Annotated in this window: 24 protein-coding genes; 19 read left to right on the forward strand and 5 right to left on the reverse strand. The window is 66.6% G+C overall.

The window, feature by feature from the left end:
* Window positions 1–65: 65 nt before the first annotated feature.
* From EGT29_RS03740 to EGT29_RS03805, 14 genes are all read left to right on the forward strand, one after another.
* Window positions 66–1,235 (forward strand): VanZ family protein, encoded by a 1,170-nt coding sequence (locus EGT29_RS03740; protein WP_161567687.1) that lies wholly within the window; start codon window positions 66–68, stop codon window positions 1,233–1,235.
* A gap of 36 nt (window positions 1,236–1,271) precedes the next feature.
* The gene (locus EGT29_RS03745) at window positions 1,272–1,589 is read left to right on the forward strand and encodes a ferredoxin (protein ID WP_087836781.1); all 318 of its coding nucleotides are present in this window, start codon (window positions 1,272–1,274) and stop codon (window positions 1,587–1,589) included.
* A 7-nt stretch (window positions 1,590–1,596) separates the two neighbouring features.
* Window positions 1,597–2,256: an alpha/beta hydrolase gene (locus EGT29_RS03750; RefSeq protein ID WP_124687758.1), complete on the forward strand. Its 660-nt coding sequence runs from the start codon at window positions 1,597–1,599 to the stop codon at window positions 2,254–2,256.
* A 160-nt stretch (window positions 2,257–2,416) separates the two neighbouring features.
* Complete coding sequence (locus EGT29_RS03755; protein ID WP_124687759.1) at window positions 2,417–3,667, forward strand: D-alanyl-D-alanine carboxypeptidase family protein; 1,251 nt, start codon at window positions 2,417–2,419, stop codon at window positions 3,665–3,667.
* A gap of 238 nt (window positions 3,668–3,905) precedes the next feature.
* Entirely contained in the window at window positions 3,906–4,769 is an 864-nt protein-coding gene (locus EGT29_RS03760) for a D-amino acid aminotransferase (protein ID WP_124687760.1), read from the forward strand.
* Window positions 4,770–4,775: 6 nt separating this feature from the next.
* Window positions 4,776–5,054 carry a DUF493 family protein gene (locus tag EGT29_RS03765; protein WP_124687761.1) on the forward strand — a complete coding sequence of 93 codons (279 nt, stop codon included), beginning with the start codon at window positions 4,776–4,778 and terminating at the stop codon, window positions 5,052–5,054.
* Between the two features lie 6 nt (window positions 5,055–5,060).
* Window positions 5,061–5,747: a lipoyl(octanoyl) transferase LipB gene (gene lipB / locus EGT29_RS03770; RefSeq protein ID WP_192901792.1), complete on the forward strand. Its 687-nt coding sequence runs from the start codon at window positions 5,061–5,063 to the stop codon at window positions 5,745–5,747.
* Between the two features lie 60 nt (window positions 5,748–5,807).
* Complete coding sequence (gene lipA, locus EGT29_RS03775) at window positions 5,808–6,812, forward strand: lipoyl synthase (RefSeq protein WP_124687762.1); 1,005 nt, start codon at window positions 5,808–5,810, stop codon at window positions 6,810–6,812.
* A gap of 260 nt (window positions 6,813–7,072) precedes the next feature.
* Window positions 7,073–8,065 (forward strand): tripartite tricarboxylate transporter substrate binding protein, encoded by a 993-nt coding sequence (locus tag EGT29_RS03780; RefSeq protein WP_161567688.1) that lies wholly within the window; start codon window positions 7,073–7,075, stop codon window positions 8,063–8,065.
* A 20-nt stretch (window positions 8,066–8,085) separates the two neighbouring features.
* The gene (locus EGT29_RS03785) at window positions 8,086–8,454 is read left to right on the forward strand and encodes a cupin domain-containing protein (protein WP_124687764.1); all 369 of its coding nucleotides are present in this window, start codon (window positions 8,086–8,088) and stop codon (window positions 8,452–8,454) included.
* A 2-nt stretch (window positions 8,455–8,456) separates the two neighbouring features.
* Window positions 8,457–9,218, forward strand: a complete 762-nt coding sequence (locus EGT29_RS03790) for an HpcH/HpaI aldolase/citrate lyase family protein (RefSeq protein WP_124687765.1) — start codon at window positions 8,457–8,459, stop codon at window positions 9,216–9,218.
* The gene (locus EGT29_RS03795; protein ID WP_124687766.1) at window positions 9,215–10,147 is read left to right on the forward strand and encodes a DUF6282 family protein; all 933 of its coding nucleotides are present in this window, start codon (window positions 9,215–9,217) and stop codon (window positions 10,145–10,147) included. The genes EGT29_RS03790 and EGT29_RS03795 overlap by 4 nt, the downstream gene beginning before the upstream one ends.
* 8 nt (window positions 10,148–10,155) lie before the next feature.
* Entirely contained in the window at window positions 10,156–11,022 is an 867-nt protein-coding gene (locus EGT29_RS03800) for an IclR family transcriptional regulator (protein WP_124687767.1), read from the forward strand.
* A 41-nt stretch (window positions 11,023–11,063) separates the two neighbouring features.
* Complete coding sequence (locus EGT29_RS03805) at window positions 11,064–12,116, forward strand: dihydroorotate dehydrogenase (RefSeq protein ID WP_124687768.1); 1,053 nt, start codon at window positions 11,064–11,066, stop codon at window positions 12,114–12,116.
* Window positions 12,117–12,157: 41 nt separating this feature from the next.
* Here the strand turns inward: EGT29_RS03805 and EGT29_RS03810 are convergent, their stop codons facing one another.
* From EGT29_RS03810 to EGT29_RS03825, 4 genes are all read right to left on the reverse strand, one after another.
* Window positions 12,158–13,432: an O-acetylhomoserine aminocarboxypropyltransferase/cysteine synthase family protein gene (locus EGT29_RS03810; protein ID WP_124687769.1), complete on the reverse strand. Its 1,275-nt coding sequence runs from the start codon at window positions 13,430–13,432 to the stop codon at window positions 12,158–12,160.
* Window positions 13,433–13,516: 84 nt separating this feature from the next.
* A complete protein-coding gene (locus tag EGT29_RS03815) occupies window positions 13,517–14,497 on the reverse strand; it encodes a tripartite tricarboxylate transporter substrate binding protein (RefSeq protein ID WP_124687770.1) in 981 nt (326 codons plus the stop codon).
* A gap of 48 nt (window positions 14,498–14,545) precedes the next feature.
* The gene (gene catC / locus EGT29_RS03820) at window positions 14,546–14,824 is read right to left on the reverse strand and encodes a muconolactone Delta-isomerase (RefSeq protein ID WP_124687771.1); all 279 of its coding nucleotides are present in this window, start codon (window positions 14,822–14,824) and stop codon (window positions 14,546–14,548) included.
* 23 nt (window positions 14,825–14,847) lie between these two features.
* Window positions 14,848–15,972, reverse strand: a complete 1,125-nt coding sequence (locus EGT29_RS03825; protein ID WP_124687772.1) for a muconate/chloromuconate family cycloisomerase — start codon at window positions 15,970–15,972, stop codon at window positions 14,848–14,850.
* 98 nt (window positions 15,973–16,070) lie between these two features.
* On the opposite strand from EGT29_RS03825, the gene EGT29_RS03830 reads away from it, so the two are divergent.
* Complete coding sequence (locus EGT29_RS03830) at window positions 16,071–16,982, forward strand: LysR family transcriptional regulator (RefSeq protein WP_124687773.1); 912 nt, start codon at window positions 16,071–16,073, stop codon at window positions 16,980–16,982.
* Here the strand turns inward: EGT29_RS03830 and EGT29_RS03835 are convergent.
* On the reverse strand, window positions 16,979–17,749 hold the full coding sequence (locus EGT29_RS03835) for a phytanoyl-CoA dioxygenase family protein (RefSeq protein WP_124687774.1): 771 nt from the start codon (window positions 17,747–17,749) through the stop codon (window positions 16,979–16,981). The two genes, EGT29_RS03830 and EGT29_RS03835, sit on opposite strands and share 4 nt — an antisense overlap.
* An 836-nt stretch (window positions 17,750–18,585) precedes the next feature.
* On the opposite strand from EGT29_RS03835, the gene EGT29_RS03840 reads away from it, so the two are divergent.
* The 4 genes from EGT29_RS03840 (at window position 18,586) to cas3 (ending at window position 22,582) form a co-directional block, all read left to right on the forward strand.
* The gene (locus EGT29_RS03840; RefSeq protein WP_124687775.1) at window positions 18,586–18,858 is read left to right on the forward strand and encodes a CopG family ribbon-helix-helix protein; all 273 of its coding nucleotides are present in this window, start codon (window positions 18,586–18,588) and stop codon (window positions 18,856–18,858) included.
* Window positions 18,846–19,136 carry a type II toxin-antitoxin system RelE/ParE family toxin gene (locus EGT29_RS03845; RefSeq protein ID WP_124687776.1) on the forward strand — a complete coding sequence of 97 codons (291 nt, stop codon included), beginning with the start codon at window positions 18,846–18,848 and terminating at the stop codon, window positions 19,134–19,136. Before EGT29_RS03840 ends, EGT29_RS03845 begins: the two co-directional genes overlap by 13 nt.
* A 99-nt stretch (window positions 19,137–19,235) precedes the next feature.
* Window positions 19,236–19,502 carry a transcriptional regulator gene (locus EGT29_RS03850; protein ID WP_238160280.1) on the forward strand — a complete coding sequence of 89 codons (267 nt, stop codon included), beginning with the start codon at window positions 19,236–19,238 and terminating at the stop codon, window positions 19,500–19,502.
* Between the two features lie 311 nt (window positions 19,503–19,813).
* Window positions 19,814–22,582 carry a CRISPR-associated helicase Cas3' gene (gene cas3 / locus EGT29_RS03855; RefSeq protein ID WP_124687777.1) on the forward strand — a complete coding sequence of 923 codons (2,769 nt, stop codon included), beginning with the start codon at window positions 19,814–19,816 and terminating at the stop codon, window positions 22,580–22,582.
* Window positions 22,583–22,616: the final 34 nt, after the last annotated feature.

The raw sequence follows: 22,616 nt of genomic DNA on the forward strand, positions 1-22,616 counted from the left end.
GCATGCCGGGGCCTGCAAAACGCATAAACTTGAGGCATGTCGTTTACGTTTTGCTCCCGTCGCCCATGAGCACGCCGCCCGAAGGACGTGCTCCCTCCCACACGGAGGATGTCGCGCAGCGACACGAGGGCGCCTCGATCCCCTCGTCCGCCGTGCCCGCGCCACCGGGCCTGCACGGCGCGCCGCTGGCGCGGCTGGCGTTGTCCATCATCGTTCTGCTGGTCGTCTATGCCAGCCTGTATCCGTTCTCGGGGTGGGTGGACGTCGGCGTGCCCCCGTTCGCCTACCTGCGGGCGCCGTGGCCGCAATACTGGGTCGGTTCCGAGATCATCGCCAACGTCGCCGCCTACCTGCCCGTGGGCGCGCTGTTCGTCTGGGCCGTCTATCCGGCCTGCCGGGGCCTGCTGGCCGTGGTCCTGGCCGTGGCGTGCTGCGGACTGCTGTCCGGCGTACTGGAGGCGTTGCAGACCTATCTGCCCAATCGCATCGCTTCGAACGTCGACCTCGCGGCCAACACCGCCGGCGCTCTGCTGGGGGCGCTGGTCGGCACCGCCACCGCCTCCTGGCTGATCGGCCACGGCGCGCTGGCGCGCTGGCGCCAGCGGTGGTTCCGGGCCGAGGCGGGTCCCGCGCTGATCCTGGCGATGCTGTGGGTATTCATGCAGATCCCGCGCCAGCCCATGCTGTTCGGCACCGGCGAACTGTGGCTGCTGCTGGGCGACTGGGCGGCGCTTCCCTCGGACGTGGTGGGCTTCCTGTGGTCTCCCGAGCCCGCGCAGCGCATCGTGGCCGAACAGGTCTGCACCGCCGCCGCCGTGGTGGGGGCCGCGATGCTGCTCCTGTACATGGCGCGCCCGGTGCCGGCGCGCGGTATCCTTCCCATCGTCCTGGTCGCCTGCGCCGTGCTGGCGAAGGCGGCCCTGCAGCCCCTGGCCGTGCCGGGGCAGGCGCCCGGCGCGTGGGTCACCACCGGGGCCGCGGCGGGCACGGCGGCCGGGCTGCTGCTGGCGACCGGCATGGCCTATCTGAAGCCGGCCTGGCAGCGCGGCCTGGGCATCACGGCGCTGTGCGTGCAACTGGCCATCGTCAACCTGTTTCCGTCCGACCAGTATTTCGACATGACGACCGCGATGGCCCGCACGGGCTGGCTGCACCTGGAATCGCTCACGCTCGGTCTGTCGGTGATCTGGCCGCTGGCGGCGCTTTTTTTCCTGGCCCGGCGGCGTCCCGCCTGACCTCCCGATTGTCCCCATTCCCTTTTGCGAGCCGGTATGGAGTCCTACTACAAACACCACGTCTTCTTCTGCCTGAACGAGCGCGGGGCCGATGCCCCCCGGCCCAGCTGTGCGCGCCAGGGCGCGCAGGCCATGCAGGACTACGCCAAGAAACGCATCAAGCAGCTGGGGCTGGCCGGCAAGGGCGAGATCCGCATCAACAAGGCGGGCTGTCTGGACCGCTGCGAGGAAGGCCCCGTGCTGGTGGTCTATCCCGAGGGCGTCTGGTACACCTACGTGGACCAGAGCGACATCGACGAGATCATCGACTCGCACCTGGTGCGGGGCGAGCCGGTCGAACGCCTGAGGATCTGAGGTTCGCATGGCCAACACCACGGAACATCTGGTTCTTGAAGGCGGCGCGGGCGCCGTCGATTGCGCGCTCGACATCCCCGAGGGCGGCCTGGAGGCCGCGCGCGGCTGGGCGTTGGTGCTGCACCCGCACCCGCTGTTCGGCGGCGCGCGCGACAACAAGGTGGTCACCACCATCGCGCGCGCCTGCGTCCAGCAGGGGCTGGCGGCGGTACGGCCCAACTTCCGGGGCGTGGGCGCGTCGGCGGGCGAGTTCGACAACGGCCAGGGCGAAGCCGCCGACATGCTGAGCGTGGTGGACCAGTTCCGCGACCGGTATCCGGCGCTGGCCGGCGGCCGCTTCGTGCTGGGCGGCTTCTCGTTCGGCAGCGCGGTGGCGAGCCAGGTCCACGCCGGTTGCGGACCGCAGAGCGAGCGCGGACTGGACATCGCGGGCCTGATGCTGCTGGGCACCGCGGCCAGCCGGTTCTCGGTCGCCAGCGTGCCGGAGGACACCCTGGTCGTCCACGGCGAACAGGACGACACCGTGCCGCTGCAATCGGTCATGGACTGGGCGCGCCCGCAAGGCCTGCCCGTGACGGTCATTCCGGGCTCGGGCCACTTCTTCCACGGCAACCTCGTGGTCGTGAAGCGGCTGGTGCTGGCTTACCTGGCACGGGTCCTGGGCTGAACCGGCCTGACATCCAGCTGTAGCATTCGGTTTCATCAGGTGTCCGGCGCCGCGTCGCCGGCCCGGCGGCCCGGGTGCCTATAATCACGTTTTCCACCCCGCATCGCGGGGCGCGCGCCAGGCCCGGCGGCACGCCCCTCTTGCACGACCATCCTCCCACATGAAACTGCGCTTTTTCTCGTTTGGTCCGGGACGTCGGTTCGCGCTGGCCACCGTGGCTTCCGCCTGCTTCCTCGCGTTCCCGGCCGCCGTGCCTTCCTCCGCCCTGGCCGCCGCCGCGCCTCCCGCCACCACTTCCGCCGCGACGCCGTCCGCGCCGCCGATGTCGACCGTCGGCCTGCTGTCTTCCGTGCCGGCGCCCGCGATCGCGGCGCGCGCCTGGGTGACCATCGACGTCACCAGCGACCAGATCCTGGCCGAGGAGCGCTCGGGTGAACGCATCGAACCCGCCTCGCTCACCAAGGTCATGTCGGCCTACCTGGTGTTCAACGCGCTGAAGGAAAAACGCCTGACGCTGGCCCAGACGGTCAACGTGTCGCAGAAGGCGTGGCGCACGGGCGGCTCGCGCATGTTCATCGAGCCGCGCAAGCCCGTCACGGTCGAAGAACTGATCCGCGGCATGATCACGCAGTCCGGCAACGACGCCACCGTGGCGCTGGCCGAGGCCGTGGCCGGCAGCGAGGACGCGTTCGTCGCGCTGATGAACCAGGAGGCCACGCGCCTGGGCCTGAAGGAGACGCACTTCACCAACTCCACGGGCCTGCCCGATCCGCAGCACGTGACCACCGTGCGCGACCTGGCCCTGCTGGCCAAGCGGCTGATCCAGGATCATCCCGACTACTACGGCTACTACAAGGAACGCCAGTTCACCTACAACAAGATCACCCAGCCCAACCGCAACCGGCTGCTGTGGGTGGATCCGTCGGTGGATGGCATGAAGACCGGCCATACCGATGCAGCGGGCTACTGCCTGATCGCCTCGGCGATGCGCGGTGACCGCCGCGTGTTGACGGTGCTGGTGGGCGCTTCGAGCGAGAACGCCCGGGCGCAGGAAAGCCTGAAGCTGCTGAACTGGGGTTTCCAGAACTTCGATACCGTCAAGGTCTACGACGCCAAGCAGCCGGTGGTGGAGCCCAAGGTCTGGAAGGGCAGCGTGGGCAAGGCCAAGCTGGGTTCGCCGTCGGCGATCTGGGTGACCGTGCCGCGCGGCCAGGCCGGCAACGTCAAGTCCATGATCGAACGGACCGATCCGCTGGTCGCGCCGCTGCAGGCCGGCCAGCAGGTGGGCACGGTCAAGCTGACCCTGAACGACAAGCCGGTGCGCGAAGTGCCGCTGACCGTGCTTGAACCGGTGGACGTGGCCGGCATCTTCGGCCGGGCGTTCGACGCGGTTCGCCTCTGGTTCAATTGAAGTTGAGGCCCCCCCCTACGCGCTGACGCGCGCCCCCCAGGGGGCGAAACCGGCGGACAGGCAAAGCCAGATCCGCGGTTTCCTGGGTCTGGTACCAGCCTCTTGGATTGGCTCTCCGTTGCCACAATCCAAGATATCCGTACTAGACTCAGGATGCGGTGGATCCGGCTTTGCCGGTCCACCCGCATCGCCCCCTGGGGGGCGCGCGAAGCGCGTAGGGGGGATCTTAGGAGATGGCATGATTCCTGGTATCGAGGGTGATCCTCGGGTCTATCTGAACGGCGAGTTCACGCCGTTGTCGCAGGCCAAGATATCCGTGTTGGACCGGGGGTTCATCTTCGGCGACGGGATCTACGAGGTCGTGCCGGTGTACGGGCGCAAGCCGTTCCGGATGGCGCAGCACCTGGCCCGGCTGGAACGCAGCCTGGCGGCGATCCGGATTCCGAATCCGCATACGGTCCGGCAGTGGCAGGACCTGGTGGGCAAGCTGATCGAGGCCTCGGATGCGCAGGACCAGCTCGTCTACCTGCAATTGACCCGGGGCGTGGCCAGGCGCGACCATGCCTTTCCGGCGCAGGTCGTGCCCACGGTGTTCGGCATGAGCAGTCCCTTCGCGCGGCCCTCGGCGCAAGCGCGCCGGGACGGCGTGAAGACGGTCAGCATGCCGGACGAGCGCTGGCTGCATTGCGAGATCAAGTCCACCTCACTGCTGGGCAATGTGCTGGCGCGGCAGTTCGCGGCCGATCGCGACGTGCCCGAGGTGGTGATGTTCCGCGACGGCCATCTTTCCGAGGGTTCGTCCAGCAACGTCTGGGTCGTCAAGGACGGCCGGCTGCTGGCGCCCTTGAAGGACAACCTCATCCTGGAAGGCATCCGCTACGGCTTCATCGAGGACATGGCCGCGGCCCGCGGCATCCAGCTCGAGATGCGGCCGATTTCCCGGGCCGAGGTCGACGCGGCCGACGAATTGATGTTGTCGTCGGCCACCAAGGAAATCCTGCCCGTCGTGTCCCTGGACGGCAAGCCCGTCGGCGATGGCCGGCCCGGGCCGGTCTATGCGCGGCTGCGCGAGGGATACGACGAGGCGATCGCAAGGCTTTGATGCATCATGGCAGACTTACCTGAAACTCCCGACTCGCTGATCGAATACCCGTCGGACTTTCCGATCAAGGTCATGGGCGCCCATCATCCCGATTTCGTCGCGGTGCTGACCGAGGTGGTCCTGCGCCACGATCCCGGATTCGACCCCGAGTCGGTGGAAAAGCGACCCAGTTCGGGCGGCAATTACCTGGGCCTGACCTTCATCGTGCGGGCCACCTCGCGCGAGCAACTGGACGCCCTGTACCGCGAGCTGACCTCGCACCCCATGGTCAAGTACGTGCTGTAGCGCCGCATGTTGATCCGCTGGCTGCCGGCTCCCGCCGATTACCACCAGACCTGGGAGGCCATGAAGGCCTTCACGGCCGCGCGCGGGCCCGAGACGCCGGACGAGATCTGGCTGGTGGAGCATCCGCCGGTCTTCACGCTGGGCCTGGCCGGCAAGCCCGAGCACGTGCTGGCGCCGCGCGACGTGCCCGTGGTCAAGAGCGATCGCGGCGGGCAGGTGACTTACCACGGCCCGGGGCAGGTGGTCGCCTACGTGCTGCTGGACCTGAAGCGGGCCGGGTACTTCGTGAAGGAATACGTGGCGCGGGTGGAGCAGGCGGTGATCGACATGCTGGCCGGCCTGGGCCTGCCCGATGCGCGCCGCAAGCCGGACGCCCCCGGCGTCTACGTCGACTGGCCCCGGCCGCCCGAGGCCGCGCTGGAACTGGCGAAGATTTCCGCGCTGGGCATCAAGGTCCATCGCGGCTGTACCTATCACGGCGTGGCGCTGAACGTGGCGATGGACCTGTCGCCCTTCACCTGGATCAACCCTTGCGGCTACGCGGGATTGCGGACGGTAGACCTGGCTTCCTGCGGCTGCGGCGTCAGTCTGGAAGAGGCCGGCAACCGCCTGGCGCGCCATCTGGAGCAGGCCCTGACGGCCCAGGCGCCGGCAGGGGCTTTGGCCGCCCCGGCGCCGGCGGCGGTAGAATAAGGGTCTTTACTAATCCCGGCCCCCGGTTCTACCCCGGTCACGCCGAACAGGAACCAGTCGATGAGCTCTGTGCCCGAAACGTCCGCCGTGGGCGGCAATGCCGACGCACCCGTGGCGGCACCGGCCTACGATCCGCTGCAGAAGCAGAAGTCCGAATCCAAGGTCTCGCGCATTCCCGTCAAGGTCGTGCAGGTGGAACGGCTCAAGAAGCCGGAGTGGATCCGCGTGAAGGCGGCGTCCCCGGGGTCGCGTTTCTACGATATCAAGCGCATCCTGCGCGAACACAACCTGCATACGGTGTGCGAGGAAGCCTCGTGTCCGAACATCGGCGAGTGCTTCGGCAAGGGCACGGCCACGTTCATGATCATGGGTGACAAGTGCACCCGCCGCTGCCCGTTCTGTGACGTGGGCCACGGGCGTCCCGATCCGCTGGACACCGACGAGCCCCTGAACCTGGCCCGCACCATCGCCGCGCTGAAGCTCAACTACGTCGTGATCACCTCGGTGGACCGCGACGACCTGCGCGACGGCGGCGCCGCCCATTTCGTGGAATGCATCGCCAAGACGCGCGAACTGTCGCCCTCGACCCGCATCGAGATCCTGGTGCCCGATTTCCGCGGCCGCCTGGACCGCGCGCTGGCCATCCTGAACGCCGGCCCGCCGGACGTGATGAACCACAACCTGGAAACCGTGCCGCGCCTGTACAAGCAGGCGCGCCCGGGATCCAACTACGAGCATTCGCTCAAGCTGCTGGCCGAATTCAAGGCCCTGCATCCCGACGTGCCGACCAAGTCCGGCCTGATGCTGGGCCTGGGCGAGACCGACGAGGAGATCCTGCAGGTGATGCGCGACATGCGCGCGCACAACGTCGACATGATCACCATCGGCCAGTACCTGCAGCCTTCCGAGCATCACCTGCCGGTGCTGCGCTACGTGCATCCCGACACCTTCGCGATGTTCGAGCGCGAAGCCTACGCCATGGGTTTCACCCATGCCGCCGTGGGCGCGATGGTGCGTTCGTCCTACCACGCCGACCAGCAGGCGCACGCGGCGGGCGTTGCCTGACGCGTCCCGGTTCCGCTGCCGAGAACGAGGCCTTCGGGCCTCGTTTTTTTTCGTCCATCGCCTGCGCGGGCGCTTGACACCCCTGGTCCGGCTCTTTACCATGTTTCTCACAAAGAAATTATTTTCTTTTTAAAAGAACAAATGAGAGGCGGGAGCAGGCCCCTCGGTCCGCAATCTCCCCGCCTTTCCCCCGTTCCCGGAATCTCGCGCCCATGCCGTGCAGGCAGGGGGGCGCTCACACTCGAACAAGGAGACGCACCATGTCATTCCCGCGGCTTTTCCCCGCCCCCGCCTGGCGCGGCGGCGCCATTTTCCTTGCCTGCATGGCTGCCTGTGGCGTGTCGGTGGCCGAGACCTATCCCACCAAGCCCATCCGGCTCATCGTGCCGTTCGCCCCGGGCGGCGCGGTCGACATCGTCGGCCGCCTGATGGCGCAGTCGCTGAACGAAAGCCTGGGCCAGGCCGTGATCGTGGAGAACCGCCCCGGCGCGGGCGGCCTGCTGGCCATGGAGGAGGTGGCGAAAGCCGCGCCCGACGGCTACACGCTCGCGGTCGGCGCGGCCGGGCCGCTGACGGTCAGCCCGGCACTGTTCAAGGAACGCAAGTTCGATCCGCTGGAGCGGCTGGAACCGGTGATCTGGTACGCCAGCACGCCGGGCATCCTGGTGGTGAATCCCGCGCTCAAGGCCAACACCGTGGCCGAGCTGATCGCCTTGTCCAAGTCCGGTTCGCGTCCCCTGGCCATGGGGTCGGCCGGCAGCGGCAGCATCAACCACCTGATGGGGGAGTATTTCCAGCAGGTGGCCGGCGTCAGCTGGATGCACGTGCCCTACAAGGGCAGCTCGCCCGCGCTGACCGACCTGGTCGGCGGCAACGTGCAGGTGATGATGGACATCGTGCCGACCGCCACGCCGCTGGTGAAGTCGGGCAAGCTGCGCGCCCTGGCGGTGACCACACCCAAGCGTTCCAACATGCTGCCGTCGGTGCCCACCGTGGCCGAGCTGGGATATCCCGGTTTCGACGCCAGTTCCTGGCTCTCGCTGAACGCGCCGCACGGCACGCCGGCAGCCATCATCCAGAAGCTGAATCGCGCCCTGAACGAGGGGCTGGCCAAGGAAGACGTCCGCCGCCGCATCACCGACATCGGCGCCGAGCCGGAAGGCGGTACGCCGGACCGCGTCACGGCGCGCTTGAAGCTGGACATCCCGCGCTGGAGCAAGCTGCTGGAAACCGCGGGCGTCACGGTGCAATGAAGCGAACTCAAGGAGGCGGTATGGCATTGGCGAATCTGCATAACTGGAACGACCTGGCCCGGGAAACCGTGCGCAAGGGCGTGGAGCGGGTCGGCTTTCGCGGCGACGACGTGATGTGCGTCATGAACTGGCTCACGCCGGGCATGGATACCAATCCGCACAGCCACACGTTCGAACAACTGGTGATCATCGTGCAGGGGCGGGTGCGCTTCCATCTGGGCGACGAAGTGGTCGAGGGCGGCCCGGGCAGCATGATCCGCATCCCGCCGCACGTGATGCACTATGCCGAGCCCGTGGGAGACGAAGTGGTCCTGAACCTGGACGTGTTCGCGCCGCTGCGGGAAGACTACAAGCACCTGGTCGAGTACCAGCGCGCCGAGTTCGAGTGACCATGGCCACCGTGAACCACGCGTTCCGCGCCCGCCTGCGCGAGCGCGCGCCGCTGAGCGGGACGTTCATCAAGACGCCCGCGTACCAGCACGTCGAGATCGCCGGCGGCGCCGGCCTGGACTTCGTCGTGCTGGATGCCGAGCATGCCGTGTTCGATCCGGCCCAGCTGGACCAGTGCGTGCTGGCTGCCCGCGCCGCCGGCACCGCGGCGGTCGTGCGTCTGCCCGATCCCGGCCCCGCCAGCGTGCTGCGCGTGCTGGACATGGGAGCGGCGGGCGTGCTGGTGCCGCACGTGGTCGACGCCGAGTGCGCCCGCGAGATCGTCGCGCGGACCCGCTACGCCAGCGGCGTGCGCGGCTACAGCAATTCGCCGCGCTCGGGCGGATATGGCGCGCTGCCCATGGCTCGCCACATGCAGGAGGCCGATGCCGGCGCCAGCGTGCTGTGCCAGATCGAGGACCGCGCGGGCGTGGACAACATCGCCGCGATCGCCGCCGTGCCCGGCGTCGATTGCCTGTTCATCGGGCGCGCGGACCTGGCGGTGTCCTATGGCGTGACGGAGCTCGATCACCCGCTGGTCGCGCAGGCGGTCGACAAGGTGATCCAGGCCGGCGCGGCCGCCGGGGTCGCCGTGGGCATTTTCCTGCCCGATGCCGGCGCGCGGGCCGCCTACGCCGCCCGCGGCGTCAGCCTGTTCGTGATCGGCTCGGACCAGAGCTGGCTGCGCGCGGCCTTTCTTCAAACATTGGAGTGCAAACCATGAATACTTCCGCCGTCGCAACCCCGGCCACCGAGCTGGACCCCCGGGTCGAAAACCTCGTGCAGGGCGCCATCGACCTGCATTGCCACAGCGGACCGTCGGTGATGGCCCGCTACCTGGACCACCTGGAGGCCATGCGGGAAGCCTCCGAGGCCGGCCTGAAGGCCGTGCTGCTGAAGGACCATTATTATTCGGCCACCCCGGTCACCTACCTGCTGAACAAGCATTTCAGCAACCTGGGCGTGCTCATGCTGTCGGGCGTGCCGCTGAACAACTCGGTGGGCGGCCTGAACGTGCACGCGGTCGAGCATGGCATCAAGCTGGGCGCGCGCCTGGTGTGGATGCCGACGTTCTCGTCGGCCAATCACATCGACCACCACAAGCAGGATCACAAGTTCACCGAGAAATTCCCGCAGACCAAGAAGAAGATGATCGATCCGGTGCCGCTCACGGTGCTGGATGCCGGCGGCAGGCTCAAGGAGGAGGTCAAAGACATCCTCGACCTGATCGCCGAGGCCGACGTGGTGCTGTCGGCGGGGCATCTGCACATCTCGGAGATCTGGCCGCTGTTCGACGAGGCCCGCAAGCGGGGCGTCAAGCGCCTGCTGGTCAACCATCCCACCTATGTGGTGGACGCCACGCTCGACGACATGAAGGTGCTGGCGCGCGACGGGGTCTACATGGAGCATTCGATGTGCATGTGGGTGCCCGGCTCCAAGTTCAAGTTCTACGAACCGGAGTTCCTGCGCCAGATCATCGAGGCCGGCACGGTGGACCGGACCATACTGGGGTCGGATCTCGGCCAGCAGGGCAATCCGCGGATCGTGGACGGTTTCCGCCACGTGATCCGGACCTGCCTGGACCTGGGCTACACCGAGGCGGAAGTTCGTAAAATGACTTCCACGAACGCATCCGCCCTGATGGGTATCTGAGGAGAGGTATGAGGACCAGCGCCGCAAAGAAGACGGAACCGGAAGCACCCGCGACCTCGGCCAAGGGGGCGGGCCCCGCGCTGCTGGAGTCGGTGGCCATCGTCTTCACGATACTCGATCAACTGGCCGCGGCGCGCCGCCCGCTGGGCGTGACCGAGCTGGCGCTGGCCATCGACGAACCCAAGCCGCGCGTCTACCGGCACCTGGCTTCCCTGCGGCAGCTCGGCATCGTCGAACAGGACCTGGTCAGCGAGAAATACCGGCTGGGCGCCAAGCTGGTGTCCTACGGAACGGCAGCGGGCGAGCAGTTCGACCTGAGGCTGATCGCCGATCCCTACCTAACGCAGCTGCGCGACCAGACCAGCCAGACGGCGCTGCTGTCCGCGGTTACCGAGGACTCGGCGCTGGTCATCTCGTCGGTGGAGTCGACCAACCAGGTCTGCATCACCGTCAAGCCCGGCAACCGCGTGCCGCATCACTGCTCGGCCCAGGGCCGGATCGTGCTGGCCTACTGCGATCCGGCCACGCAGCGCAAGATCCTGCGGCGCGAACTGCAGGCCTATACCGACCGGTCCATGGTCGAGCCGGCACGCATCCTGGAGCGCCTGGCGCTGATACGCGAGCGGCTGTTCGAAGAAGCCAACGGCGAGGTGCTCGAAGGCATCAACGTGCTGGCCGCGCCCATTTTCCGGGGCGCCGAGAAGGGCGACGAACTGATGGGCATCATAGGCGTGATCGGCGCGAGCAAGGACGTGCCTTCGCCGCCGCCGCCCGGCATGGTGAAGCTGGTCCAGCAGGCGGCGGCCGCGCTGACCGAGCGCCTGAACGGGGTTTCCTACAAGCACCTGGGGTTGGCCGGCGCCGGGAAGAATTGAAGCGGCCGGGGGCATGCCCCGCCGCAATCCGAGAGAATTCCATGTCCAGACTCGAAGTGGCAGTGGGGTCGCTGCCCTTGAAGAACCCCGTGATCTGCGGATCGGGGGAACACACCATGACGGCCGACGGTATTCGCGCTGCCCTGCGGGCGGGCGTGGGCGCCGTGGTCGCCAAGTCCGTCAATGAATCGGCTGCGGCCAAGCAGCAGCTGGACCGCACCGACTACGCGTTGCTGGGCAGCGACTGGCAGCGGCTGCCGTGGAATTTCGCGCCGCCGGCCGATGCGCAGCTGTTGTGCCGCTCGGGCCTGATCCAGTTGGAGTTCGAGCCCTGGATGGAACAACTGGTCGCGCTGGACCGCGAAGCCGCGGCGCAGGACGCCTACGTCATCCCCAGCCTGATCCTGAGCGATCTCGACCAGTGCGCGCGCTATGCGCGGGCCATCGAGCAGATGGGCCTGCGGGTGCTGGAAGTGAACATCGGCGCGCCCCATGGCGAGGAAGCCGCGCGCGGCGCCATCGTGCTCGAACGCAGCAGCGAACGCATCACCACCATCGTCCGCACGTTGCGCGCCGCGACGCGGCTGCCGCTTTGGATCAAGCTGACGGGGCAGAGCGAGGACGTCGCCGCCCTGGCCGACGCGGCCAGGCAGGCGGGCGCGGACGCGGTCGTGATGATGGGGCGCTTCATGGGCTTCCTGCCCGATCTCGACACCGAGGCGCCCGTGCTGGGCACTTCCGCGGCTCTGGGCGGCGGCTGGGCGCTGCCGCTGACGGCGCGCTGGCTGGCGCTGAGCCGCAAGCGGCTGGGGCCGGACTACCCCCTGCTGGCCACCAACGGCGCGCGCAGCGGCCATGACGTCGCCCGGTTCCTGCTGGCCGGCGCCTGCGCCACCGAGATGACCTCGGCGGTGTTCACCGGGGGGTACGAGGTGCTGGCCCGCAGCGTGCGCGAGCTGGACGCGTACGTGCAGAGCCGGGGCAAGCGCGCCGTCGATCTGCTGGGCGTGGCGGCCGACCGGCTGGCCTCCTACGGCGACCAGGCCTCGCGGCCGGGTTATTGGCAGACCTTCGTGCCGCCCGCGGCGGCCTGAGCCGTTGCCGCAGGCAGCCTCTCGGCTGCCTGCTTTGTGGGTCAGGCCGCGGCCAGCGCCTGGTCCAGGTCGGCGATCAGATCGTCCAGATGTTCGATGCCGATGGACAGCCGCAGCATGTCCTCGCTCACACCGGCCTTCTTCAGTTCGTCGGCATCCAGTTGGCGGTGGGTGGTGGACGCGGGATGCGTGGCCAGCGAGCGCGCGTCGCCGATATTGACCAGCCGCGTGAAGAGCTTGAGCGCATCCAGCACCCGGGCGCCGGCTTCGCGGCCGCCGGTCTTCAACCCGAACGACAGGATGCCCGAGGCGCGCCCGCCCATGTAGCGCTGTGCCAGATGGTGGTCGGGGTGGCTGGACAGTCCGGCGTAGTTGACCCAGCCCACCTTCGGGTGATCCTGCAGGTATTGGGCGATGGCCTGGCTGTTGTCGCAGATGCGGTCCATGCGCAGCGGCAGGGTCTCGATGCCTTGCAGCACCAGGAAGGCGTTGAAGGGCGACAGCGCGGCGCCGGTGTTGCGCAGCGGCACGACACGCGCGCGGCCGATGAAAGCCGCCTCGCCCAGGGCTTCCGTATAGACCACGCCGTGGTACGAGACGTCGGGTTCGTTCAGCCGGCGGAAGCGGTCCTTGTGCCGGGCCCAGGGAAACTTGCCACTGTCGACGATCGCGCCGGCCATGCTGTTGCCGTGGCCGCCCATGTACTTGGTCAGCGCGTGCACCACGATGTCGGCGCCGTGCTCGAACGGCCGGCACAGATAGGGGCTGGGAACCGTGTTGTCCACGATCAGCGGGATGCCGTGGGCGTGCGCGATGTCCGCCAGCGCGGCGATGTCGGTGACGTTGCCCAGCGGGTTGCCCACCGATTCGCAGAAGATGGCCTTGGTCCGCGCGTCGATCAGCGGGGCGAACGAGGCGGGGTCGGACGGGTCGGCGAAGCGTGTCTCCAGGCCCTGCTGCGGGAAGGTATGGGCGAACAGGTTGTAGGTGCCGCCGTACAGCGCGCTGGCCGCGACGATGTTGTCGCCGGCTTCGGCGATGGTCTGTATCGCATAGGTGATGGCCGCCATGCCCGAGGCCAGCGCCAGCGCGCCCACGCCGCCTTCCAGCGCGGCCACGCGCTTTTCCAGCACGTCGGTGGTGGGGTTCATGATGCGGGTGTAGATGTTGCCCGGCACCTTCAGGTCGAACAGGTCGGCGCCGTGCTGCGCGCTGTCGAAGGAGTAGGCGACCGTCTGGTAGATGGGCACGGCCACCGCGTGGGTCGTGGGTTCGGGGCTGTAGCCGGCGTGTACCGCCAGGGTTTCTATTTTCATGGGGCTGTCTCCGCAGGTTCCGCTTCGATGAACGGCGCATTATGCGCGAGGATGCGCATTGGAAACAGCCCCCGGGCCCGCGCCTTACTCCATCCTGATCCCGCGCGATTCGATCAGCTCGCGTCCGCTCTTGATTTCCGCGGCGAGATAATCGCGCAGTTCGGCGGGCGATCCGCCTATGGGTTCGGCGCCGATCGAGGCCAGGGTGCCCTGCACCTTGGGCGTCTTGAGCGCGTCGCGCATGGCCCGGTTCAGCTTGTCGATGACGGCGGGCGGCGTACCCGCCGGCGCGAAGGCGGCGAACCACGGCGTCAGTTCATAGCCGGGCAGGCCGGCTTCGGCCACTGTCGGTACGTTGGGCAGCGCGGCCGACCGCTTTTTGGTGGTGACCGCGATGGGGACGAGCTTGCCGGCGTCGATGTGCGGCTTGGACGAGGTGATGCTGTCGAACATGTAGTCGACCTGCCCGCCCAGCATGTCGGCGATCGCCGGGCCGCTGCCCTTGTAGGGCACGTGCAGCATCTGTACGCCGGCCATCTTGGCGAACAGTTCTCCGGCCAGGTGGATGGAAGTTCCCACGCCGGCCGAGGCATAGGTGTACTTGCCGGGATGCGCCTTGGCGAGCGCGATGACTTCCGGCACGGTCTTGGCCTGGATGCGCTGGGGGTTGACCACCAGCACGTTGGGCACGACGGCCAGTAGCGAAATGGGCGCGAAATCCTTGACGGGGTCATAGGCCATGTCGGGATATAGCGCGGGGTTCACCGCCATGCCGTTGGCCACGATCATGATGGTGTAGCCGTCCGGCTTGGCGCGCGCCACCGAGGTGGCGCCGATGTTGCCGCCGGCGCCCGCGCGGTTCTCGATCACGAAGGACTGGCCCAGGCTCTTGCCCATGGCTTCGCCCAGCGTGCGGGCGATGTTGTCCATGGCGCCCCCAGGCGGGAAGGGAACGATCCAGCGGACGGAGCGGTCCGGATAGCTGTCACCCGCGGCGGCCGCGCCGAGCGGCAGGGCAAACAGGGCGGCAAGGACCAGGGCGGTTGTCTTGTGCAGGGGTTTCATCGTTGTCTCCGATATGAATAGTAGATACGGATGGGCCGCCGGTGGCGTTCAGTGGATGGACGAGGGGTGGCGGGCCAGCGGCGTGACGTGGATCTCCATGTAGGGAAACAGCGGCAGCGACGACAGCAGGGCGTGCAGCTCGTCGTTGTCGGCCACGTCGAAAATGCTGTAGTTGGCGTATTCGCCCACCACGCGGTAGAGCTGCGGCCATTTGCCCTGTCGTTGCAGATCCTGGGAATAGGCCTTTTCAGTGGCTTTCAGCGTGTCGGCTTCTTCCTTGGGCATGGACGGCGGCAGGCGGACATCCATGCGGACGAGGAACAACATGTGACTCTCCTGGTGATGGCGCTTCAGCGATCGCGGCGATAGCGCCTGAGTTTGTCTTCGTCGAGCGCCAATCCCAGTCCGGGTCCGGTGGGCAGCGTCATCGAGAATTCCTGGTAGGCGGGGCGTTGCTGGACGACGTCGTCGACCAGCAGCAAGGGGCCGAACAATTCGGTGCCCCATTCAAGACGGGGCAGGGTGGCGAAGGCGTGCGCGGCGGCCACCGTGCCTATGCTGCCTTCCAGCATGGTGCCGCCATACAGCGCCATGCCCGCGGCATCGCCGACGGCGGCGGTGCGCAGCACTTCGTAGAGGCCGCCCGACTTGGAAATCTTCAAGGCCAGCACGTCGGCCGCGCCCTGGCGGGCGAGGTCCATGGCGTCTTCGGGGCTGTGGACGGCCTCGTCGGCCATGATGGGCACGACGAAGCGCGCCGCCAGCCGCGCCATGCCGGCCCGGTGGGCGCGGGGCAGCGGCTGTTCGATCAGGTCCACGCCGGCCGCCTCCAGCCGGGCGATGCCGGTGGCCGCCTGCGACTCGCTCCAGGCCTGGTTCACGTCCACGGTCACGCGCGCCCGCGCCCCCAGCGCCTCCTTGATGGCGCACACGTGGGCCACGTCCTCGGCCACGGAACGGCGGCCGATCTTCAGCTTGAAGGTATCGTGCCGCCGCGCGGCCAGCAGGGATTCGGCCTCTTCGATGTCGCGCCGGGTATCGCCGCTGGCCAGCGTCCAGAGCACGGGCACCGTATCGCGCACGGCGCCGCCCAGCAGCGTCGAGACCGGTACGCCCAGCCGCTTGCCCTGAGCGTCCAGCAGCGCCGTCTCGAGCGCCGACTTGGCGAAGGTGTTGCCGCGCGCCACCCGGTTCATGCGTTGCGCCGCGGCCAGCACGTTCGAGGCATCCTGCCCCCGCAGCGCCGGCGCCAGGTAGGTGTCGATGGCGAGCTTGATGCCCTCGGGGCTTTCCTCGCCATAGCTCAGGCCGCCTATGGTCGTGGCTTCTCCCAACCCTTCCACGCCGTCGGAGCAGCGCAGACGCACGATGACGAGCGTCTGCACGTTCATGACCGTCATCGCCAACTGGTGGGCGCGGATGGTGGGCAGGTCGACCAGGATGGCCTCGATCGACTCGATATGGGGGAAAGCCATACTTTTCCGGTTCATTGTGATTCGGGAAGTCAGTATGGAAGTCGATTTTTCCTGCGTCCAAGACTATATTTGGCGTTTTCAATACCTAAAAAGTATCGATGGACGTCAGGCAACTCCGTTATTTCCAGGCCGTGGCGCAGGAAATGAACGTCACCCGCGCCGCCGAGAAGCTGCACATGGCGCAGCCGCCGCTCAGCCGCCAGATACGCGCGTTGGAAGACGAGCTCGGGGTGCTTCTGTTCGAGCGAACCGGGCGATCGCTGCGATTGACCGAGGCCGGCCGCTTCCTGCTCGAACACTCGCTGCAATTGACCGCGCGCTTCCAGGAAATCACCGAGGCCACCCGGCGCCTTGGGCAGCAGGGGCGGCGCTGGTTCGGCGTGGGTTTCGTGCCCTCCACGCTGTACGGATTCGTGCCGGAACTGATCCGCCGCCTGCGGGGCGCGGACCGGCACGTCGAAGTGGGCCTGTCGGAACTGACGACATTGCAGCAGATGGAAGCGCTCAAGGCGGGGCGCATCGACATCGGGTTCGGGCGCATCCTGTTCGACGATCCCGACATCGAGCGCAAGGTACTGATGGCCGAACCGCTGGTGGCGGTGGTGGCGCGCTCCCATCCGCTGGCCAGGCGTACCCGGAACGGGGTGCGGGCGGCCGAGCTGGCCAAGCAGCCCTTCATCCTGTATCCGGCACGCCCCAGGCCCAGCTATGCCGACCATGTGCTGGGCCTGTTCCGGGCGGCGGGGCATGGCCTGGACGTGGTCCAGGAAGCCAACGAATTGCAGACGGCGATCGGGCTGGTCGCGGCCGGCCTGGGCGTGACCGTGGTGCCCGCGTCGGTGCAGCGCCTGCAGCGCGAAGACATCGCCTATGTGCCGCTGGACAGCCCGGGATTCACCTCGCCGGTAATCGTCAGCCGCCGCCGCGACGACCGTTCACTGTTTCTGCTGCAGGCCAGCGCGCTGGCCGACGAACTGGCGGCCCAGGAACTGCGCGCGCATGCGCGCTAGCTGCCTTCCAGGCTGATGCTGCCCTTGGCGGCCGAGCGGGTGCCGGGCAGGGGGCGGTTGCTGGCGGCATGGTAGGTGAACACCACCGAGAACTTCACGTCGTCCGTGGCGTTGCGGTCGGCCGCGTGCAGGGTATTGCAGTGGAAGAACATCACGTCGCCGGCACGCAGTTCCGGCACGATGGCGCGCTCGATGATCGCCCGGTTGGCCGGGAGGTCGTCACGGAAGAACTTGCGTTCGTCGAAACGCGAGGCATCGAAGCTTTCCCGATGAGACCCCGGCACCAGATGCAGCGCGCCGTTGCGATCCACTTCGTCGCCCAGCGCCAGCCAGATCGAGACCATGTCGTCGCGCTGGAACGACCAGTAGCGGAAATCGCGGTGCCAGCCCGTGAGCGTGCCGTAGCGCGGATGCTTGGTCATGACGCAGTTGTGATGGGCCAGCGACAGCTTGGCCGGTTCCGCGAAATAGGCGGCCATCCAGTCGCGGATGGGCGCACAGGTCGCGTACTGCCGATAGGCTTCGTCGCGTGACCAAGCATCCAGCAGCCGCCGCACCGTCCGCCCGCCCTCGGCCTCGCGCGAGGTCGGGGCGCCCGGGTAGCCCAGGTCCGCTTCGTACTCGATGGGCTCGATATGAGCGTTGAGCTGCGCACGCGCACTCTGCAGCAGCGCCGCGCACGCATCGGCATCGAGGAAATTGCGCACCACCACCAGACCATCCCGGCGCAGTGCCGCGATCTGTTCGTCGCGTGACAGGCTAGCCATGCTGCTCTAACACAAGAGAAGAAAAATCAGCTGACTAGGATACGCTGAATTTCTCCGAAAAACGCTTGCGCCTTTGTCCGTCAGCTGGATCTGGGGGGCTGGATTTTCGCGGGCTGGCGGTCCAGCGTGGGCGTGAAGGGAGAGCGAGTGCCGATCGGCGCGCGTGAATTGGATAGAAGCGGGGCGGGTTGAGTATGATGGTTTGGCGATGACAGCGGTTGTTCTGTTGGGCGGCGTGGCTTGTTGAAAAAAAACGGTGGATTTTGTGGGGGCGGTTTTTTCTTTTTAAAACAAGTGCTTATGGTTGGAGGGTTCCCCGCGGGAGCGGGGATGAACCGGGATGTACGTTGATACATTCGGCATCCCTCGCGGGTTCCCCGCGGGAGCGGGGATGAACCGGTCGAAGTGCTCAACGACATCAACGGCGATCTGTGTTCCCCGCGAGAGCGGGGATGAACCGTCTGGCCGAAAATCTCGAAGGTCAAGCAGGACGGGTTCCCGGCGAGAGCGGGGACGAACCGCGACAGTGGCGCGCGAGACCATCCATACCGAGGGGTTCCCTGCGAGAGCGGGGATGAACCGTTTGCGGCGATCGACTCAGGCGCGCGGATCTCGGGTTCCCCGCGCGAGCGGGGATGAACCGCACATCCATAGTCTGATGCAGACGTACCGGCCGTGTTCCCCGCGTAAGCGGGGATGAGCCGATCCATATGGCGAGGGTCTTGTCCGTGGCCCTTTCTGTGCGTGAGTCATAAGCCACTGCCACCCGTCATAGACGGACACTCGCACAAGGACTATAGTATTCATTGGTATTACCTTCGAATATACATTCCATCATGGCTACGACCATCAAGCTCAATGACGACTTGAAAGCTCGCATACATCGCCTTGCAGATCAGCGGGACCGTTCGGCCCACTGGATCATGCGCGAAGCAATCACGCAATACGTGGAGCGCGAAGAAAAGCGCGAGGCGTTCAAGCAGGATGCGATGCGTGCATGGAATGACTATCAGGCCAACGGATTGCACGTGACGCTTGAAGAAGCGGATGCCTGGCTGGCGAAGCTCGAAGCGGGCGAGGATGCGGAGCCACCTAAGTGCCACGAGTGATATGGACGCCACTGGCACTGGACGATGTGCAGAACCTCTATCGCTTTCTCGCGCAGAAGGATATAAGCGCCGCGCGACGTGCCGTACAAGCAATCCGCGTCGGGGTGAGGATGCTTGCCAAGCAGCCGCGCGTCGGTCGTCCGATCGAAGACATGGACGCGGAGTTTCGTGAATGGCTTATCGATTTCGGGGATAGCGGCTATGTTGTCCTATATCGATTGCATGGCGAAACCGCTTCCATTTTGGCTGTGCGCCATCAAAAAGAAGTAGGGTATTGAGAAGAAAGTTCTCTGCGTAAGCGCGCAGTCCTGGACAAATAACGAAGCCGGCTTGCTGTAGCCTCCATCGGCCCGGGACACCGGGCTTTCGAAGCCATCATGGAAACCCCCGCTCAATACGGCCAAGAGCCAGCTGAGATTCGTCCTGAAACCCTGCGCAAGTATGGCGCCGGCTGGGAACAGCCTACGCCCGCCGAGGTTCGGGCCGTGATCCAACTGGCAGGATTGACTGGCGGCGAGGCTGCCCAACTGGTCGGCCTATCCGACAGCCGCACCGTTCGCCGTTGGACCGGTGGCCAATCGAATATCCCGTTCGCCGCCTGGGCGATCCTTTGCGAAGTCGCAGGCTTGGGAATCATCTGGTGACGGCGCGTGTGGCGTGCATTCCGCACTGGATGAATAGCAAGGATGGTGTCCAGAGTCCAAGACGAGGCGGGACACTCTGTTCTGTTCGCACGTTCTACCCCGCAATCCCAAGACGGCGATAAGCCATCTTGCGGTCGCTAATCCGTCGGTATGGCTGGCTTGCTCCTGCCGGGATAACCCGATTTGTATCCGTTTTTATCAAAATGTTATCTTGATGAAAAGCCATCAGTGAACCGTCGTGCCCTCGCAGCCGTCACGTGGCCCTTTGATGGCGTAACGAAAAACGGAGTCTTCATCCGCATCGTGTAGTCATGGCTGATCTGTCGCTGAACTACTGGGGGAAAGCGAAGCCGTCGAAGAACGGTTCGGTCGGTTGGCATCTGTTGCCATACCACTGCCTGGACGTGGCCGCTTGTGGCGCCGCTTATCTCCGGCGCGCTTCGTCGCTTCGCCGCATGCTTTGTGCCCGCCTGGGCATGACCGCCGAGCAGTTGGAAGGATGGGTCGCTTTCTGGCTCGTTCTGCACGATCTGGGCAAGTTCGCCACGACTTTTCAGGGCCAGCGGAGCGATATCCTGCTGAAGCTGCAGGGTCGGGAAAGCCGCCATGGCTATTCGATCCGGCACGATACGCTCGGGCTGGTCTACTGGTCGTCGGTGCTGGAGGGCGAAGCGATCGGCCTGGGCTGGTTCGGTCCCGACAGCGTCTCGCTGATGCGCGCGATCGATCATTGGGTGCGCGCAGTGACTGGCCATCATGGCCAGCCCCCTTCCGAGAGCGTGGAGAACCCCTGGCCCCACTTCGTGAGTCCGGACGATCATCGGGCCATTCGGCAATTCGTCGATCACATGCGCGAATTGTTTCTCGCGGACATGGATTGGGAAGCCCCTTGTTTTGTCGATGTCGACGCGTTCGAGGACGCCAGCCGTGAGCTCTCCTGGTGGATAGCCGGGGTGGCGGTACTTGCGGATTGGGTCGGCTCCAACCAGGATTATTTTCCGTATCGGGACGATGAGGTTTCGCTTGCGGAGTATTGGACGCAGGCGCAGAAGCTCGCTGCCGACGCTTGTGAAGCTATCGGTGTTCTGCCTGTCGAAGCCCGCCAGCGTGTCACCTTCGTCGAGTTGTTCCCGGCGTTGACGCAACCGTCTCCACTGCAAGCCTGGGCGAACCAGGTTTCCTTGCACGACGGTCCGCAGATTCACCTGTTGGAAGACGTCACCGGCGCGGGCAAGACCGAGGCCGCCATGATGCTGACCCACCGGCTGATGAGCGCCGGGGCGGCAGACGGTTTCTTCATCGGCCTGCCCACCATGGCCACGGCCAACGCCATGTACGGCCGCTTGAGTCATTTCTATGTCCGGCTGTTCGAGGGCCTGGCCAGTCTGGTGCTGGCGAACGGCCAGCGCGAACTGGTGGAGGCCTTTGCCGCCTCGGTCCTGAGCCCCGGGCCCGCCGAGCACGATCAGGCGCAAGGGGACGAAACGGCCTCGGCCCGTTGCACTGCCTGGCTGGCCGACCACAACAAGCGCGCGCTGCTGGCACCGGCTGGCGTGGGCACCATCGATCAGGCCTTGATGGCGGTGCTGCAGGGCAAGCATCAGTCCTTGCGGCTGTTGGGCCTGTTCCGCAAGGTGCTCATCATCGACGAGGTTCATGCTTGCGATGCCTACATGCAGGGCGTGTTGGAGGTCCTGCTCCGCGCGCATGCGTCGGCGGGAGGCAGCGCGATCCTGCTTTCGGCCACGTTGCCCGAGCGCATGAAGCGCGCCTTGCTGGCGGCGTTCGCCGCGGGCTGCCGTCACGCCCCCCCCGAGTTGCCTGTCGAGGCGGACTATCCCCTGATCACGAGCTGGCGCGCCGACCAGCCGCGGCAGGTGGCGACCCGTTGCGTGGAAACGCGGGCGGACGTCCGTCGGACGGTGAAGATACGCTACGTATCGGACCAGGACGAGGTGGTTGCCGGCATCCGCCGCGCGCTGGCGGCGGGGCGCTGTGTTTGCTGGGTGCGCAACACGGTCGCGGATGCCATGGCCGCCCATGCGCTGTTCGCCGATGAGCTGGACGCAGAGCATCTCATGCTCTTTCATGCGCGCTTCACCTTGCGCGATCGATTGGACATGGAGGCACGCGTCCTGGATCACTTTGGCGCGCACAGCACCGCGGAACAGCGCCGCGGACGGCTGGTCATCGCGACACAGGTCGCCGAACAATCACTTGATGCCGACTGGGACTGGATGATCAGCGATCTGGCGCCCATCGATCGTCTCATCCAGCGGGCGGGTCGCCTGCAGCGCCATCGGCGCGACGCATGGGGTAATCGCCTGGCCGACTCCGCTGAACCCGATGGCCGCGATCAGCCGTGCCTGTGGGTGCTGGGGCCCGTCTGGACGCAGGAGCCCGGTTCGACCTGGTTCAAGGATGCCTTCCCCAAGTCGGTGAAGGTCTACCGCCATCATGGCCAGTTGTGGTGGACGGCCCGCTTCATGCAGGACGGCCAACTGAGCATGCCTGCCGATGCGCGGCGGTTGATCGAAGGCGTGTTCGCGGAGGACGTGGAAATGCCGGCTGGTCTGCAGTTCACGGCCAATGAGGCGATCGGCGCGGAGAGCAGCGAGGCCTCCCACGCGCATCGAAACACCATCAAGCTGGATGTCGGGTACGTCTGGCGAGGAGAGCACTGGTGGTCGGATGCGCAGACCCCCACGCGCCTGGGCGAGCCCAGTGCAAACGTGGTGCTGTGCCGGTGGGAGGGTGATCGCGTGGTGCCATGGAGTGCTCACGAGCAGCTCCGGCATGCCTGGTCCTACAGCACGGTACGGGTGCCGGAACGGTTGGTCGCGGAAGCCGTTCCGCCGGAAGACCCGCAGCGCTTGCAGGCTTGGGAGGCCGCCCGGTTGACGTTGCCGGATCAGGGGAAGTGGTCGGTGTTGCTGGTTTTGGAGCGGGTGGGGGGCGATTGGGTGGGGAGCGCTATGGGGAAGACGGGTGATGTTGGCAAGCAGATGACTCGGGAGTGGATTTATGACGGGAGGTTCGGGTTGCTTGCTCGCCCGTCTGGAGAGAACGAGCGAGGGTAGGTGGCCCTGCCCTTGCCCCACCATTGCATTGGCC

The sequence above is a fragment of the Pigmentiphaga sp. H8 genome (assembly GCF_003854895.1).
GTDB lineage: Bacteria > Pseudomonadota > Gammaproteobacteria > Burkholderiales > Burkholderiaceae_B > Pigmentiphaga.

Coding starts and splice junctions, on each gene's coding strand:
- EGT29_RS03740 (WP_161567687.1), top strand. CDS start 66: ATGAGCACGCCGCCCGAAGGACGTGCTCCCTCCCACACGGAGGATGTC.
- EGT29_RS03745 (WP_087836781.1), top strand. CDS start 1,272: ATGGAGTCCTACTACAAACACCACGTCTTCTTCTGCCTGAACGAGCGC.
- EGT29_RS03750 (WP_124687758.1), top strand. CDS start 1,597: ATGGCCAACACCACGGAACATCTGGTTCTTGAAGGCGGCGCGGGCGCC.
- EGT29_RS03755 (WP_124687759.1), top strand. CDS start 2,417: ATGAAACTGCGCTTTTTCTCGTTTGGTCCGGGACGTCGGTTCGCGCTG.
- EGT29_RS03760 (WP_124687760.1), top strand. CDS start 3,906: ATGATTCCTGGTATCGAGGGTGATCCTCGGGTCTATCTGAACGGCGAG.
- EGT29_RS03765 (WP_124687761.1), top strand. CDS start 4,776: ATGGCAGACTTACCTGAAACTCCCGACTCGCTGATCGAATACCCGTCG.
- lipB (WP_192901792.1), top strand. CDS start 5,061: ATGTTGATCCGCTGGCTGCCGGCTCCCGCCGATTACCACCAGACCTGG.
- lipA (WP_124687762.1), top strand. CDS start 5,808: ATGAGCTCTGTGCCCGAAACGTCCGCCGTGGGCGGCAATGCCGACGCA.
- EGT29_RS03780 (WP_161567688.1), top strand. CDS start 7,073: ATGTCATTCCCGCGGCTTTTCCCCGCCCCCGCCTGGCGCGGCGGCGCC.
- EGT29_RS03785 (WP_124687764.1), top strand. CDS start 8,086: ATGGCATTGGCGAATCTGCATAACTGGAACGACCTGGCCCGGGAAACC.
- EGT29_RS03790 (WP_124687765.1), top strand. CDS start 8,457: ATGGCCACCGTGAACCACGCGTTCCGCGCCCGCCTGCGCGAGCGCGCG.
- EGT29_RS03795 (WP_124687766.1), top strand. CDS start 9,215: ATGAATACTTCCGCCGTCGCAACCCCGGCCACCGAGCTGGACCCCCGG.
- EGT29_RS03800 (WP_124687767.1), top strand. CDS start 10,156: ATGAGGACCAGCGCCGCAAAGAAGACGGAACCGGAAGCACCCGCGACC.
- EGT29_RS03805 (WP_124687768.1), top strand. CDS start 11,064: ATGTCCAGACTCGAAGTGGCAGTGGGGTCGCTGCCCTTGAAGAACCCC.
- EGT29_RS03810 (WP_124687769.1), bottom strand. CDS start 13,432: ATGAAAATAGAAACCCTGGCGGTACACGCCGGCTACAGCCCCGAACCC.
- EGT29_RS03815 (WP_124687770.1), bottom strand. CDS start 14,497: ATGAAACCCCTGCACAAGACAACCGCCCTGGTCCTTGCCGCCCTGTTT.
- catC (WP_124687771.1), bottom strand. CDS start 14,824: ATGTTGTTCCTCGTCCGCATGGATGTCCGCCTGCCGCCGTCCATGCCC.
- EGT29_RS03825 (WP_124687772.1), bottom strand. CDS start 15,972: ATGGCTTTCCCCCATATCGAGTCGATCGAGGCCATCCTGGTCGACCTG.
- EGT29_RS03830 (WP_124687773.1), top strand. CDS start 16,071: ATGGACGTCAGGCAACTCCGTTATTTCCAGGCCGTGGCGCAGGAAATG.
- EGT29_RS03835 (WP_124687774.1), bottom strand. CDS start 17,749: ATGGCTAGCCTGTCACGCGACGAACAGATCGCGGCACTGCGCCGGGAT.
- EGT29_RS03840 (WP_124687775.1), top strand. CDS start 18,586: ATGGCTACGACCATCAAGCTCAATGACGACTTGAAAGCTCGCATACAT.
- EGT29_RS03850 (WP_238160280.1), top strand. CDS start 19,236: ATGGAAACCCCCGCTCAATACGGCCAAGAGCCAGCTGAGATTCGTCCT.
- cas3 (WP_124687777.1), top strand. CDS start 19,814: ATGGCTGATCTGTCGCTGAACTACTGGGGGAAAGCGAAGCCGTCGAAG.